The sequence below is a fragment of the Pelomonas baiyunensis genome (assembly GCF_043555935.1).
In the GTDB taxonomy this organism is placed as follows: domain Bacteria; phylum Pseudomonadota; class Gammaproteobacteria; order Burkholderiales; family Burkholderiaceae_C; genus Pelomonas; species Pelomonas baiyunensis.
This window is the reverse complement of record NZ_JBIGIB010000001.1, coordinates 1,063,175-1,076,785: the sequence shown is the minus strand read 5'-3', so window position 1 is coordinate 1,076,785 and position 13,611 is coordinate 1,063,175. Positions and strand designations below refer to the sequence as shown.

Below are 13,611 nucleotides of genomic sequence, written 5' to 3'. Positions count from 1 at the left end.
CAGTTGGCAAAAGGGGCCTCGCGGCCCCTTTCAGATGCAGGGTCGAAGGGGCTTAAGCCTCTTCGGAAACCTCGACGAACTCGTCGCCAGCGGGGGCCACGGCAGCCAGCACATCGGCAGTGGCATTGGCCTTGCCTTCCAGCACGGCGTCAGCCACAGCACGGGCGTACAGCGCCACAGCCTTGGCGGAGTCGTCGTTGCCGGGGATGACGTAGTCGATGCCTTCGGGCGAGTGGTTCGTGTCGACCACGCCGATGACCGGGATGCCCAGCTTCTTGGCTTCAGCCACGGCAATCTTGTGGTAGCCCACGTCGATCACGAAGATGGCATCGGGCAGCGCGGTCATGTCCTGGATGCCGCCGATGTTCTTTTCCAGCTTGGCGATGTCGCGCTGGAACAGCAGGGCTTCCTTCTTGATGGCGGGCTGGGTGCCGGCTTCGACCTGGGCTTGCATGTCCTTCAGGTTCTTCAGCGAGCTCTTGACCGTCTTGAAGTTGGTCATCATGCCGCCCAGCCAACGCTGGTCGACGTAGGGCATGCCGGCGCGCTGCGCTTCGGCGGCGATGAACTCACGAGCTTGGCGCTTCGTGCCGATCATCAGGATGGTGCCGCGCTTGGCCGCCAGCTGGCGGACAAACTTCATCGCCTCGTTGAACGCGGGCAGCGTCTTCTCGAGGTTGATGATGTGAATCTTGTTGCGATGGCCGTAGATATACGGGGCCATCTTGGGGTTCCAGAAGCGGGTTTGGTGGCCAAAGTGGACGCCGGCTTCCAGCATCTCGCGCATCGTGACAGACATGGGTCTTACTCCGAAGGTTGTGTCTAAAATCCGGCCCGAATCGCGCCGCGGCGCCCGTCAAAACCCGTTTCATGGGCCAGCCGGAGCCGCAAGCCGCAACACCTTTGTGTGGCCGGTTTGCGATTGGTTGTGCCTGACGCGCCGAACCGACGTCGCCCGATTCACAACCGTTTCCGCCGTTGATCGATGCGCGCTCAGCGCACCTCCCCCGGCAAAACTCGCAGAGTATACACGCCCCATGCCCGCCTTCCATCGACTGTTTGTCGAGCGCACCGATTTCCTCGCATCGACGGCCGCACCGCAGGGGCACGCGTGGGCTTGAAGATCGCCGTGGTGGGCGCCGGCCTCAGCGGCGTGACGACAGCCTTCGAGCTGGCTGCACTCGGCGCTCAGGTTCACGTGTTCGAGCGGGGCGGCAGCGTGGCCGAACAAGCCAGCTTCGCCAGCAACGCGCAGTTGCGGCCGTGGCTGCCGGGACTGCCTGACGCCACGAACACCGCCCCACTGGCCTTTCGCCTGAAGCACTGGCGGCAGCGGACACGCACCCAAGCCGGTCAGGCTGCCTGGACGGCCGTGAGTTTGCTGGGCCTGCGCCGCGCCGCCACACTGCGCCATGAGTTCAACATCGACGACGAAAGCGCCGAAGGCGTGCTGGTCGCACTGAGCGATGACAAGCAAGCAGCCGCCCTGCGCGAACTGCTGCCAGTTTGGTCGGCTGCGGGCGTGCAGGTCAGCGAACTCGACGCCGCACAGTCGCGCGCCGCCGAACCGGGCCTGAACACGGATGCCCCCCTGGTGGGCAGCCTGCGCATTGACGGTGGCGTCGGCAACGCGCGGCTCTTCGCACAGCAATTGCGGCATCAGGCGCAGCGCCGGGGTGTGGAGTTTCGATTCCACACGACGGTGCGCCGGCTGACCGATGCCGCCGGCGGGGTCGTGCTGACCCACGAACACACGCCACCGGACGAACCGGCGCTGCGCACGACGCCACGCGACGCGGGCGACACACTGCCCCAACCCATGGGCCCCCAAGACGATCGCTTCGACGCGGTGGTGCTGTGCAATGGGCTGGACGCCCCCGCCCTGCTGGGCCGGCGTCTGCCGCTGTTCGCCCAGCTCGAGGCCACAGTCACCGCGCCCCTGCGCCTGCTGGAAGCGCACCCGGACCTCGGCCCCAAAGCAGGCTGGCTGGACGCCGCCCGTGGGGTGAGCGTCGCACGCATCGGCCAGCGCGTGCGCGTCACGGGCGCCTTGCGCATCACCTCGCCCAACGCCACCCCATCGAACCGCGCGGATGCATTCGAGTCCTTGCACCAGTGCTTGCAGACCTGGTTTCCAGGCTGCGTGCCGCATCAGCAGGTGCAGCAGGGCCTGAGCCGCCGCGCCATCGCCGCCGACGGCCTGCCGCTGCTGGGAGCTTCGGGGCGCCCGGGCGTTTGGCTCAACCTGCCCACAGGCGGTCACGGCTGGGGCTCCGCCTGCGGTGCCGCCCACAGCTTGGCGCAAATGATCGCCGGCCAGCCGCCCGCCGCAGATCTGGCCGCCCTCAGCCCAACCCGGCTGGCCTAAGCTGCGGGGCATGCGCCCCCTGCTGCCCACCACCCGCCCCTGGCCGCTGTTCGACACGGCCGCCACCCGCCGCATTGAAGTTGCCGCTCTGGCGGCCACGCCGGATCTGATGGCGCGCGCCGGCCATGCGGTGGCCAAGCTGGCCTTGGCGCTGCGTCGCGGCGATGGCCCCGTGTGGCTGGCCTGCGGCCGCGGGAACAACGGCGGCGATGGACGAATCGCGGCCGATGTGCTCGCCGCCCATGGCATTCCCACGCATGCCGCACTCCAACCACCTGCAAGCCCACCCAGCCTGGTGGTCGACGCACTGTTCGGCATTGGCCTGAACCGGCCGTTAGATGCTGCCAGTGCCGCAGTCATCGAGGCGATGAATGCCTGCAGCGCACCAATCCTCGCCGTGGATGTGCCGAGCGGTCTGCTGGCCGACACCGGGCAACCGGCCGGGACCATCGCCGGCCTGGCGGCCGACGGTGTGGCCGTCCGAGCCACCCACACGCTCAGTCTGCTGACGCTCAAGCCCGGCCTGTTCACGGGCGAAGGCCGCGCGTTGGCCGGCAGGATCTGGTTTGACCACCTGGGCGTCACGCCCGCAGAAGCGCCGACCGCCTGGCTGAGCGCGCCTCAAGCCCTGCCTGCATCGCTGGCCAGCCATCACAAGGGCAGCCACGGACAGGTGCTGGTGGTTGGCGGCGCGGCAGGCATGCAGGGCGCTGCGCGACTGGCCGCTCGAGCCGCGCTGCATGCGGGCGCCGGGCGGGTCTACGTCGACCTGCTCGCCCCAAACGACGGCGGCCCGGCCGATGCCGGCCAACCGGAACTGATGTGCGGCAGCCTGGCTGAGTGCCCTCTCGCCGTGGGCGTGATCGGATGCGGCGGCGGCCCGGAGATTGCAGCCCGCCTGCCGGCCTTGTTGAGCGCCCTGCCCCGCGCGGTGCTGGACGCCGACGCGCTCAACGCGATCGCAGCATCCGCGCCGCTCCAGGCCGCCGTCGCGTCGCGTGCGCCGGGCACCACCGTGATCACCCCCCACCCGCTTGAAGCCGCGCGGCTGCTGCAGATCACGGTCCAGGCGGTTCAACAGGATCGACTGGCCGCCGCGCAAACCCTGGCGCGCCAACTGCGGTGCACGGTGCTGCTGAAAGGCTCAGGCTCGGTGATTGCGTCACCGGGCGAAACGCCCACCGTGATCTCCACGGGCGGCCCCGCGCTGGGCACAGCAGGCAGCGGCGATGTGTTGGCAGGCTGGCTGGGAGGCTGGTGCGCCCGCCACGCAGCGATGCCGCTGCACACCCTGGCCTGCGCAGCCGCACACGCGCATGGCGCGGCCGGCGAAGTCAACCACGTGCTGCCCGCCGGCGAGTTGATCGCACCCATGACCCGATTGCTCTGAAGCGCACCCTGAACTGCGCTCAGCGGCAAGCCCAAGGGGCTCACCACTGCGGCCTTCACAGGCTCAACGACGCTTGCGAGCAGTGGCCTTGCCGACCGTCTTCTTGGCCGCCTTGGCCGCAGCGCGCTTGGCCGCCTGCTGCGCGGCCTTGACCGGATGGAGCGCCGCCACCACCTCCTTGCGGCTGCGCTGGACTTCACGGTCCGCTTGCCGCACGTCCTCCAGCGCCTCAACGGCCGATTTGGGCGCGCGCTTCTTACCAGGGTTCTTGGCCTCGACCTTGCCAGCCGGCTTGGCCGCACCGCGCCCGCCGCCGCGGCCGTCCTCCGTCTCACGCACGAGGCGGAAGTCGATGCGCCGGCCGTCCAGATCGACGCGGCTGACCTGAACCTGCACACGCGCCCCAGTGGCGTAGCGAATGCCGGTGCGCTCACCACGGAGCTCCTGGCGGGCGTCGTCGAACTTGAAGTATTCGCCGCCGAGCTCCGTGATGTGCACCAGCCCCTCGACGTAGAGGGCGTCGAGCTGCACGAACAGCCCGAACGAGGTGACCGCACTCACCGTACCGGCGAACTCTTCGCCCAGACGGTCGCGCATGTAGCGGCACTTGAGCCAAGCTTCGACGTCGCGGCTGGCTTCATCGGCACGCCGCTCGTTCGCACTGCAATGCGCGCCCACCACCTCCCAGCGCTCCTGCTCGTTGCGCGCCTCGGCCGGATTGGGTGGCATGGCCCGCCCCGGGCGCTTGGGCGCCTGCAGCACCTGCATCTTGGCGGCGTCCAGCGTGTAGCGCTTGTGTGCCAACAAAGCCTTGATGACCCGGTGCACGAGCAAGTCGGGGTAGCGCCGAATCGGACTGGTGAAGTGCGTGTAGGCCGGATAGGCCAGCCCGAAGTGGCCCGAGTTCGTGCCGGTGTAGATGGCCTGCTGCATCGAGCGCAACAGCATGGTGTGGATCTGCTGGGCATCCGGGCGGTCTTTGGTCGCCTCGGCCAGTTGCTGGAATTCGCGCGGCGTGGGATCGTCCGACAGCCCCATGCCAATGCCCAGCGAGCGCAGGTAGGCCTGCAAGGTCTGCCGCTTCTCAGGCGTGGGTCCTTCATGCACGCGGTAGAGCGACGGGTGCTTGGAGCCCTGGATGAAATCCGCCGAGCAAGTGTTGGCCGCGAGCATGGCCTCCTCGATCAGGCGGTGGGCGTCATTGCGGGTGCGCGGCACGATCTTTTCGATGCGCCCGTTGTCATCGCAAACGATCTGCGTTTCGGTCGTCTCGAAATCGATCGCGCCGCGGCGCTGCCGCTCGCCCAGCAGCGCGCGGTACACCTCGTGCAAGTGCAGCAGGTGCGGCACCAACTCCCGCCGCTTGGCCGCCTCGGGCCCGTGCGTATTGCCCAGAATGGCGGCCACTTCGTTGTATGTGAAGCGCGCGTGCGAGGAGATCACGGCCGGGTAGAACTGGTAGGCCGTGACCGCGCCGTCGCTGGAAACCAGCATGTCGCACACCATGCTCAACCGGTCTTCGTACGGGTTGAGAGAACACAGCCCGTTGGACAGCTTCTCGGGCAGCATCGGAATCACACGACGCGGGAAGTAGACCGACGTGGCCCGCTCGTACGCATCGGCGTCCAGCGGCTCACCGGGCTTGACGTAGTGCGAGACATCGGCAATGGCCACCAGCAGCCGCCAGCCCTCGACGGCTTTCTTGCCCCGCCCTTGTTTGAAGGGCTCGCAATAGACGGCGTCGTCGAAATCGCGCGCGTCCTCGCCGTCGATGGTGACCAGCGGCACGTCGCGCAGGTCCACACGCTGCTTCAGGTCCACGGCGCGCAGCTTCTCGGGCAGCTTGGCGCTTTGGGCCAACGTCTCCGGGCTGAAGCGATGCGGGACGTCGTACTTGCGCACGGCAATCTCGATCTCCATGCCCGGGTCGTCAATCTCGCCCAGCACCTCCACGACACGGCCCACGGGCTGCGAATACAGCGATGGCGGCTCGGTGAGTTCGACGGCCACAACCTGCCCCGCGGTGGCATTGGCGATGCCATTCTTCGGGATCAGGATGTCCTGACCCATTCGGCGGTCTTCCGGGGCAACCAGCCAGACGCCGGATTCGAGCAACAGGCGGCCGATCAGCGGGCGCTTCTTGCGCTCGAGGATCTCCAGCACCTTGCCCTCGGGGCGCCCACGCTTGTCGAAACGCACCACGCGGACACGAAGCCGGTCTCCATGCATGACGGCGTGGGTTTCCTGGGCGGACAAGTAGATGTCAGACGACCCGTCGTCCGGAATCAGAAAGCCATGCCCGTCGCGATGCCCTTGGAGCGTGCCCTCCACTTCGCCGAGCAGGCCGGCGCTGTCGCCGCTAGGCGAGGAATTTGTGTTCTTCAAGTTTTTGATGATATAGTCTCGGTTTTCCTGAAACGGCCCAGGACTTCTTCAGAAGTTTTGAGCACCTTGCCCAGGTGGCGGAATTGGTAGACGCACTAGTTTCAGGTACTAGCGGGTAACTCCGTGGAGGTTCGAGTCCTCTCCTGGGCACCAAACAAAGACAAAAAGGCCGATGCGAAAGCATCGGCCTTTTTGCTTTGGTGCCCAGGAGAGGACTCGAAGGGTTTGTCGCCGGGACCGAGGGCAAGCCCTGTGGCTTGCCCGACGCCAGGCGCAGGCTCTGCGCTTGCAAGCGCAGAGCCGGCAAACCGGGGTAGCGCTTGCGTGACCGAGTCCCCGACGATGCGCCCTCGATGGACGCTTCGTCGAGTGGTGGCACAAACCGAGCTTTCTTCGATCCGCGCCACAACCACCATCCTCAAACGACGAATTTCTTCGCCAGCGCTTCCGGCCCCATGCCGTCGTATTCCTCGAACGGCTGATGGATCCACGGCGAGGTTTCAAGCATCTCGCAGTAGTAGTCCGGCGTGTAGGCCGACACCTTCTTCGTCCAGATGACAGCCGAGCGCAACTCGGTGATGGCCGGCATGCCACGCAGACGCTCGACCACTGCCTTCAGCGTGACGCCGGAGTCGGCCAGGTCGTCCACCAGCAGCACGCGCCCGGCGAGTTCGCCCTTGGGCATCGTGATGTACTTGGCCATGTCCAGGCGACCCTGAATCGTGCCGGCTTCAGCGCGGTACGAGCTCGTGGACATGATGCCCAACGGCTTGTCGAAGACGCGCGACAGCACATCGCCCGGACGCATGCCACCTCGGGCCAGACACAGGATTTGGTCGAACTCCCAGCCCGAAGCATGGACCTTCAAAGCCAGCCGCTCGGTGAGCAGGTGGTATTCGTCCCAAGATACGTAGAGGTGCTTGCCGTCGTCGGTCAACATGGTGGTGTTGTCTCCGTGGATTGGTGAATGATCAGGTTCAGACGTGGCCAGGGTCAGGCCGAATAGGGGTGGCGCAGCACGATCGTGTGTTCACGATCCGGGCCCGTGGACACCATGTCGATCGGCGCGCCGATGACTTCTTCCACACGCTTGAGGTAGGCGCGCGCATTCGCCGGCAGTGCGTCCCAGGACGTGGCGCCGAAGGTGGTCTCCGTCCAACCCGGGAAGGTCTCGTAGACCGGCGTGCACGCCTCAATCTCGTCCGCATCCAGCGGCAGGATGTCCAGCAGTTGGCCATTGAGCTGATAGCCAACGCAGACCTTGATCTCGGACAGACCGTCCAGCACGTCCAGCTTGGTCAGGCACAGGCCGGTGATGCCGTTGATGATGATGGACCGCTTGAGGGCTGCTGCATCCAGCCAACCGCAGCGACGCGCGCGCCCAGTGACGGTGCCGCGCTCCTGGCCCACCGTGGACAAGTGGTAGCCCACGGTGCCCGGCTTTTCCCAATCGAGCTCCGTCGGGAACGGCCCCGAACCCACGCGCGTCGTGTAAGCCTTGGTGATGCCCAGCATGTAATGCAGCATCTGCGGGCCCACGCCCGCGCCAGCGGCCGCATTGCCAGCCACGCAGTTGCTGGACGTGACATAGGGGTAGGTGCCGTGGTCGATGTCGAGCAGCGTGCCTTGTGCGCCCTCGAACAGGATGTTGGCGCCAGCCTTGCTGGCCTTGTGGATCATGTAGCCCACGTCCGCCAGCATCGGCTTGATGGCCTCGGCCATCTTCATGGCTTGCTCAAAGATGGGCTCAAACGCCAGCTCTTCACCCTTGAGGTACCCACGCAGCGCAAAGTTGTGCAGGTCCAGCAACTCGCGCAGCTTCTTGGCGAAGCGTTCGGGGTGCTTCAGGTCTTGGGCGCGCAGCGCACGGCGCGCCACCTTGTCTTCGTAGGCCGGGCCAATGCCCTTGCCGGTCGTGCCAATCTTGCCACTGCCGCTGGTCTCGCGCAGCGCTTCACGCGCCTTGTCCACCGCCACATGAAACGGCAGGATCAGCGGGCAGGACTCGCTGATGAACAGACGCGAACGCACCTCCACGCCTGCTTTCTCCAAACGCTCGATCTCGCTGAGCAAGTGGGTCGGGTCCAGCACCACGCCGTTGCCGATGTAGCAGGCCACGCCGTCACGCATGATGCCGCTCGGAATCAACTGCAGCGCGGTCTTCACGCCCTTGATGACCAAGGTGTGGCCTGCGTTGTGGCCACCCTGGAAGCGCACCACACCCTGGGCGTGGTCGGTCATCCAGTCCACCACCTTGCCCTTGCCTTCGTCACCCCATTGGGTGCCGACGACGACCACATTGCGTCCACGCGCGGTTTGGCTCATGTTCATTGCCTGTCTTGCTTGAAATGGGAATGTGGGTGCCGCGCCTTACAGCGTGCGGACGACCCAGGCAGTGTGCTCGCGAACCAGTTCGCGGTCACAGTCGAATTCATCGGCCTCGTGCTCATGGCCGGGCAAAACGCACACGACCGTCTCACCCTGCTCGCGCAGCGCCCGAACAGCGCGGCGCAGTGCAGCGTCGTCACTCCAAGGTGCACGCACGGCGGCACGCAGCGGACTGGACGGGGCCAGCGTCACCAAGGTCTTGAGATCCAGGCTGAAGCCCACCGCTGGGCGGCGGCGGCCAAAGGCGGCGCCCACCTCGTCGTAACGGCCGCCGCGCAGCACGGCATCTGAGCAGCCCGCGGCGTAGGCCGCAAAGCGGATGCCCGTGTAGTAGGCGTAGCCCTGCAGGTCCGCCAGGTCGAAGCCGAGTTGCACCTCGGGGTGCGTGGCTTCCAGGTGGCGTGCGAGCCAATCCAGGTCTGCCAGCGCCGCACGCACCAGCGGGTGGTCGGGCAAGCGTTGAGCGGCCAGCAGCAGCACCTCGCGCCCGCCAAACAGGGTGGGCAAGGCCAGCAAGGCTTCGCGCGAAGACGCGGGCATGTCACGGGTCAGCTCGGACAGCACACCCATGTCCTTGGACGCCAACGCGGCAGTGAGCGCCTCGAGCGTCGCCGACGGCAACTCGATGCCGTCCAGCACGCCGCGCAGCAAACGCGCGTCCCCCAGGTCCAACATCACGTGGCGAAGGCCCGCGCGCTGCAGCGCATCCAGCGCCAGCTCATGCACCTCGAGGTCGGCCTCCAGCCCGGCGTGGCCGTACACCTCCACCCCGAATTGCAGCGGCTCGCGGCTCGTGTTCAGGCCATCGGGCCGCGTGTGCGCCACCGGGCCGCAGTAGCACAGGCGGGTCACGCCGCGCCGGTTCAGCAGGTGCGCGTCGATGCGCGCCACTTGCGGCGTGGTGTCTGCGCGCAAACCAAGTGATCGGCCGGAGAGTTGATCGACCAGCTTGAACAGCTTGATCTCGGAACCGTTGCCCGTCCCGGACAGGAGGGAATCGAGGTGTTCCAGGAGCGGCGGGATGACCAACTCGCAACCATAGCCACGGGCCATGTCGAGCAGTTCCCTGCGCAACTCTTCGATGCGGCGAGCCTGCGACGGCAGGACATCAGCAATGTGCTCTGGCAGCAGCCAAGCAGAGGACATGGGCGCGAGCGGGGCGGTTAAAAACGGCATTGTACCTATGCCCTCCCCGCTTGAGCATTCGGTTCAACGCAAGGACGCCCATCCCATCACGCCACACGCCACGCAGATCAGTCCGACAAACCGCAGCTGCCCATCAGACAACCGGGTCAGGCGACCGAACCAGTCCTTCCACTGCGCCGGCATCAACAGCGGCAACGCACCCTCGATGATCAGCACCATCGAGAGCACGGCCAACCAGTCGGTCACTTGCGCGCCGGAGCGGCAGCGGGGCCAGCACCCGGTCCGCGCAATGCCTTGAAGAAATCGCTGCTCGGGTCCACCACCATCACATCGCTCTTCTTGGCGAAGCTGGCGCGATACGCCTCCAGCGAGCGGTAGAACTGCGCGAACTGCGGGTCACGCCCAAAGGCTTCGGCATACAGCGCCGACGCCTTGGCATCACCTTCGCCCTTGATCTTTTGAGCGTCGCGGTAGGCCTCCGCGACGATGATCTGGCGTTGGCGGTCGGCGTCCGCCTTGATCTTTTCGCCCTCGGCGGCACCGGTCGAACGGGCCTCGTTGGCCACGCGCTTGCGCTCCGACTCCATGCGGCGATAGACCGAGTCGGTGATGCTGGACGCGAAGTCCACCCGCTTGATGCGCACATCCACCACTTCGATGCCGAACTGCTTGGCCTCATCGGCCAGGCGGTTGCGAACATCGTTCATGACCTTCTCGCGCTCGGTCGCCAACACGGCAATCACCGTGCGCTTGGTCACTTCTTCGTTGAATGCCGCTTGCACGATGGGCGCCAGGCGGTTCTCGACGTTGCGCAAGTCCGCGCCGCTGTTACGGATGAACTGGCGGGGCTCGGTCACGCGCCACTTGATCAGCCAGTCGATGACCAGGCTCTTCTTCTCGGCCGTGAAGATCGGCCGAGATTCCGCGCTGTCCAGCGTCTGCACGCGGCGGTCCAGAAGCACCGCGTTTTGCAGCGGCGGGGGCAGCTTGAATTTGAGGCCGGGCTCGGTGATGACTTCCTTGATTTCGCCCAGGGCGTAAATCACCGCGAACTGGCGCTGGTCCACGATGAACAACATCGAGGACAACAGCATCAAGCCAACGAAAGCGCCAACGACGAGGGCAGCAATACGATTCATGACGTCAAGCTCCTCGTTCAGCGACCGTCACGGCTGCGTTGGTTGTCACGGCTTCGCAGGTCGTTCGCGCTGGGCACGGCCTGCGGCTCCGGCAGCGCGGTGGGCTGTGGTGCCGACACCGTCACGCTGCTGTTGCCCTGAATGAGCTTGTCCAGCGGCAAATACAGCATGTTGGAGTTGCTCTTGCTGTCCACGAGAACCTTGCTGACGTTGCTGTAGATCTGCTGCATGGCGTCGATGTACAGGCGGTCCCGCGTCACTTGCGGCGCCTTCTGGTACTCGGCCAACACACTCTTGAACCGTTGGGCATCGCCCTCGGCCGTGGCCACCACGCTGGCCTTGTAACCCTCGGCTTGCTCACGCAGCTTGGCCGCGTCACCCTGTGCGCTCGGGATCACCTGGTTGGCGTACGCCTGCGCCTCGTTCTTGGTTTGCTCGCGGTTTTGACCCGCCTTGAACGCGTCTTCGAACGCCGCCTGCACTTGCTCGGGCGGCTGCACGCTCAACACGTTCACGTTCTTGATCTGGATGCCCGCTTTGAGGCGATCCAACTGCGTCTGGATCGACTTCACCAGGTCTGCGGCGATGGCGTCACGCTGCTCATAAAGCACAGAGTCCATCGAACTCTTGCCAACAATCTCACGGACCGCGGACTCCGCGGCCAACAGCACCGCCTGCTCCGGGTCGCGGTTCTCGAACAGAAAATCCTTCAGATCGCGAATCGTGAACTGCACCGTGAATCGGATGTCCACGATGTTTTCGTCCTGGGTCAGCATCGACGAGTCGCGCAGGCCGGTGGCAGCGACGACTGAGCTCCGGCCGACTTCGACCTGCCGCAGTTGCGACACCGGCTGCACTTCATGCGCCTGGAACGGGTACGGCAGCCGCCACTGGAAGCCCGCGTCCACCGTCTTGCTGTACTTGCCAAAGGAGCTGATCACCCCTTGTTGGCCTTCCTGCACGATGAAGAAGCCGCTCGCCAACCACCCCAGCGCGACAACGCCCACGATCAGCCCTGCACCGATGCCAGCGCCTTTCATGTCCGGCCCGCCGTTGGACCCCGTCGGGCCACTGGGCCCGGTCGGCTTGCCGCCGAACATGCCCGACAGCTTGCGGTTGAAGTCGCGCCACAACTCATCCAGATCGGGCGGACCGTCGTTGCGGCCGTTGTTCAGCAGACGCCCGGCAGCGCGCGCCACCGGGGTCAGGATGCGCTGGAGCCATGGGCTGCGGGGCGGTGTGTGCAGGGTGCTGCTCATGCCTTGGAAGCGTCAGGGGGTAAGGGGCTCGTCGTCGAGCGGTTGCACGTCGAAACGTGGGTCCCGCTCGTCGGGAATCAAGGGTTGGGTCTGCATGGCGTCTGCGATCAATTGACGCAGCTCAGCCAGCCCGCGGCCGTCGAGTGCGCTCACAGACACTCGCGGCGTCGGCGTGGTGCTGCCGTGCGCACGCAGCACGGCATCGACCATCTCGCGCGGACGCTGATCGTCCGGCAGCAGATCCTGCTTGTTGTAGACCAAGATCTGCGGCACACCTGCGGCGCCGATTTCCTCGAGCACGCGCTCGACTTCCACCATCTGTTCCTCCAGCACCGGGCTGGAGGCATCAACGACGTGCAGCAGCAAATCAGCGTCAGCCGCTTCCTGCAGCGTGGCGCGGAAGGCTTCGACAAGCTTGTGGGGCAAGTCGCGAATGAAGCCGACGGTGTCGGACAGCGACACGCTGGCACCGGCTTGCTCCAGGTACAGCGATCGGGTCGTGGTGTCGAGGGTGGCGAACAGCTGGTTGGCGGCGTACGCACGGGCCTTCACGAGCGCGTTGAAGAGTGTGCTCTTGCCGGCGTTGGTGTATCCCACCAGGGACACCTTGAACACACCGTTGCGGCCACGAGAGCGGCGCTGCGTGTTCCGCTGGCGCTGGACCTGCTTGAGCCGGTCCTTGGTCTTCTTGATGCGGTCGTCGATCATTCGACGGTCCAGCTCAATCTGCGCCTCACCGGGGCCGCCGCGCATGCCGATGCCGCCGCTCTGCCGCTCAAGGTGGCTCCAACGACGCACCAGCCGGGTGGCCAGATATTGCAAGCGGGCCAGCTCCACCTGCAACTTGCCCTCGTGGCTTTGCGCGCGTTGCGCAAAGATCTCCAGAATCAAGGCGGTTCGGTCGGCGACCGGCACGCCGAGCACCCGCTCGAGGTTGCGCTGCTGCGCCGGCGAAATTGCTTGATCGAACAGCACGGTGTGGGCCTGATGGGCCTGCACCAGCAGCTTGATCTCGTCAGCTTTGCCCGAGCCGACGAACAACGCCGCGTCGGGCGCCTGGCGGCGGGCAATCACCCGGGCGACGGGGGTGTCGCCGGCCGATTCGGCCAGCAACGCCAGCTCGTCCAGGCTTTCATCAAAGCCCTGCTTGGCGGACTGCCGACCGAAGTCGACACCAACCAAAATGGCGCGCGCTGCCTCGGAAGGCAGCGTCACGTCAGCGGAGGAAGTCGAGGACAAGGGGTGGCAGTCAGGCGTCCGGAGCGGAATCGCCCGCGTGGAAATTCACCGCGCGGCCCGGAACCACCGTGGAGATGGCGTGCTTGTAGACCATCTGGGTCACCGTGTTGCGCAGCAGCACGACGTACTGGTCGAACGATTCAATGTGGCCCTGGAGCTTGATGCCGTTGACCAGGTAGATCGACACGGGCACGTGCTCTTTGCGGAGCAGGTTCAAAAAGGGGTCCTGCAAAAGTTGGCCTTTGTTGCTCATCGGTATGCTCCGAGTTTTCAGGTGAGGGGACTACGGGTTAGACC

Annotated in this window: 12 protein-coding genes and 1 tRNA gene; 3 read left to right on the top strand and 10 right to left on the bottom strand. The window is 65.8% G+C overall.

All coding sequences use genetic code 11. The features are described 5' to 3' along the window. Nucleotides 1-52: 52 nt before the first annotated feature. On the bottom strand, nucleotides 53-799 hold the full coding sequence (gene rpsB, locus ACG01O_RS04820; RefSeq protein ID WP_394381875.1) for a 30S ribosomal protein S2: 747 nt from the start codon (nucleotides 797-799) through the stop codon (nucleotides 53-55). 312 nt (nucleotides 800-1,111) lie between these two features. Between rpsB and ACG01O_RS04815 the strand changes: the two genes are divergently transcribed. Continuing rightward, the gene (locus ACG01O_RS04815) at nucleotides 1,112-2,368 is read left to right on the top strand and encodes an NAD(P)/FAD-dependent oxidoreductase (protein WP_394381873.1); all 1,257 of its coding nucleotides are present in this window, start codon (nucleotides 1,112-1,114) and stop codon (nucleotides 2,366-2,368) included. Between the two features lie 10 nt (nucleotides 2,369-2,378). Next, nucleotides 2,379-3,758: an NAD(P)H-hydrate dehydratase gene (locus ACG01O_RS04810; RefSeq protein ID WP_394381871.1), complete on the top strand. Its 1,380-nt coding sequence runs from the start codon at nucleotides 2,379-2,381 to the stop codon at nucleotides 3,756-3,758. 63 nt (nucleotides 3,759-3,821) lie between these two features. Here the strand turns inward: ACG01O_RS04810 and rnr are convergent, their stop codons facing one another. Continuing rightward, entirely contained in the window at nucleotides 3,822-6,152 is a 2,331-nt protein-coding gene (rnr, locus tag ACG01O_RS04805) for a ribonuclease R (RefSeq protein ID WP_474102199.1), read from the bottom strand. A gap of 59 nt (nucleotides 6,153-6,211) precedes the next feature. On the opposite strand from rnr, the gene ACG01O_RS04800 reads away from it, so the two are divergent. Then, nucleotides 6,212-6,296: transfer RNA gene (locus ACG01O_RS04800), tRNA-Leu, on the top strand. A gap of 265 nt (nucleotides 6,297-6,561) precedes the next feature. Here the strand turns inward: ACG01O_RS04800 and ACG01O_RS04795 are convergent. The 8 genes from ACG01O_RS04795 to hfq all read right to left on the bottom strand — a co-directional run bounded on the left by ACG01O_RS04795 (nucleotide 6,562) and on the right by hfq (nucleotide 13,567). After that, nucleotides 6,562-7,083, bottom strand: a complete 522-nt coding sequence (locus tag ACG01O_RS04795; protein WP_394381867.1) for a phosphoribosyltransferase — start codon at nucleotides 7,081-7,083, stop codon at nucleotides 6,562-6,564. Nucleotides 7,084-7,136: 53 nt separating this feature from the next. Beyond that, nucleotides 7,137-8,474: an adenylosuccinate synthase gene (locus ACG01O_RS04790; RefSeq protein ID WP_394381865.1), complete on the bottom strand. Its 1,338-nt coding sequence runs from the start codon at nucleotides 8,472-8,474 to the stop codon at nucleotides 7,137-7,139. A 39-nt stretch (nucleotides 8,475-8,513) separates the two neighbouring features. Further along, nucleotides 8,514-9,677 carry an ATP phosphoribosyltransferase regulatory subunit gene (locus tag ACG01O_RS04785; protein ID WP_394381863.1) on the bottom strand — a complete coding sequence of 388 codons (1,164 nt, stop codon included), beginning with the start codon at nucleotides 9,675-9,677 and terminating at the stop codon, nucleotides 8,514-8,516. 63 nt (nucleotides 9,678-9,740) lie between these two features. Continuing rightward, a complete protein-coding gene (locus tag ACG01O_RS04780; RefSeq protein WP_394381861.1) occupies nucleotides 9,741-9,923 on the bottom strand; it encodes a DUF2065 domain-containing protein in 183 nt (60 codons plus the stop codon). Continuing rightward, a complete protein-coding gene (gene hflC, locus ACG01O_RS04775) occupies nucleotides 9,920-10,816 on the bottom strand; it encodes a protease modulator HflC (RefSeq protein WP_394381859.1) in 897 nt (298 codons plus the stop codon). The genes ACG01O_RS04780 and hflC overlap by 4 nt, the downstream gene beginning before the upstream one ends. Nucleotides 10,817-10,833: 17 nt before the next feature. After that, nucleotides 10,834-12,075 (bottom strand): FtsH protease activity modulator HflK, encoded by a 1,242-nt coding sequence (gene hflK, locus ACG01O_RS04770; RefSeq protein ID WP_394381857.1) that lies wholly within the window; start codon nucleotides 12,073-12,075, stop codon nucleotides 10,834-10,836. A gap of 12 nt (nucleotides 12,076-12,087) precedes the next feature. Continuing rightward, the gene (gene hflX, locus ACG01O_RS04765; RefSeq protein WP_394381855.1) at nucleotides 12,088-13,290 is read right to left on the bottom strand and encodes a GTPase HflX; all 1,203 of its coding nucleotides are present in this window, start codon (nucleotides 13,288-13,290) and stop codon (nucleotides 12,088-12,090) included. A 34-nt stretch (nucleotides 13,291-13,324) separates the two neighbouring features. Beyond that, nucleotides 13,325-13,567: an RNA chaperone Hfq gene (hfq, locus tag ACG01O_RS04760; RefSeq protein WP_394381853.1), complete on the bottom strand. Its 243-nt coding sequence runs from the start codon at nucleotides 13,565-13,567 to the stop codon at nucleotides 13,325-13,327. Between the last annotated feature and the right edge of the window lie 44 nt (nucleotides 13,568-13,611).

Excerpts from the sequence above, each read along its gene's own strand:
- ACG01O_RS04785 (WP_394381863.1), bottom strand. The coding sequence starts at position 9,677 with ATGTCCTCTGCTTGGCTGCTGCCAGAGCACATTGCTGATGTCCTGCCG.
- ACG01O_RS04790 (WP_394381865.1), bottom strand. The coding sequence starts at position 8,474 with ATGAACATGAGCCAAACCGCGCGTGGACGCAATGTGGTCGTCGTCGGC.
- hflC (WP_394381859.1), bottom strand. The coding sequence starts at position 10,816 with ATGAATCGTATTGCTGCCCTCGTCGTTGGCGCTTTCGTTGGCTTGATG.
- rpsB (WP_394381875.1), bottom strand. The coding sequence starts at position 799 with ATGTCTGTCACGATGCGCGAGATGCTGGAAGCCGGCGTCCACTTTGGC.
- hfq (WP_394381853.1), bottom strand. The coding sequence starts at position 13,567 with ATGAGCAACAAAGGCCAACTTTTGCAGGACCCCTTTTTGAACCTGCTC.
- ACG01O_RS04810 (WP_394381871.1), top strand. The coding sequence starts at position 2,379 with ATGCGCCCCCTGCTGCCCACCACCCGCCCCTGGCCGCTGTTCGACACG.
- ACG01O_RS04795 (WP_394381867.1), bottom strand. The coding sequence starts at position 7,083 with ATGTTGACCGACGACGGCAAGCACCTCTACGTATCTTGGGACGAATAC.
- hflK (WP_394381857.1), bottom strand. The coding sequence starts at position 12,075 with ATGAGCAGCACCCTGCACACACCGCCCCGCAGCCCATGGCTCCAGCGC.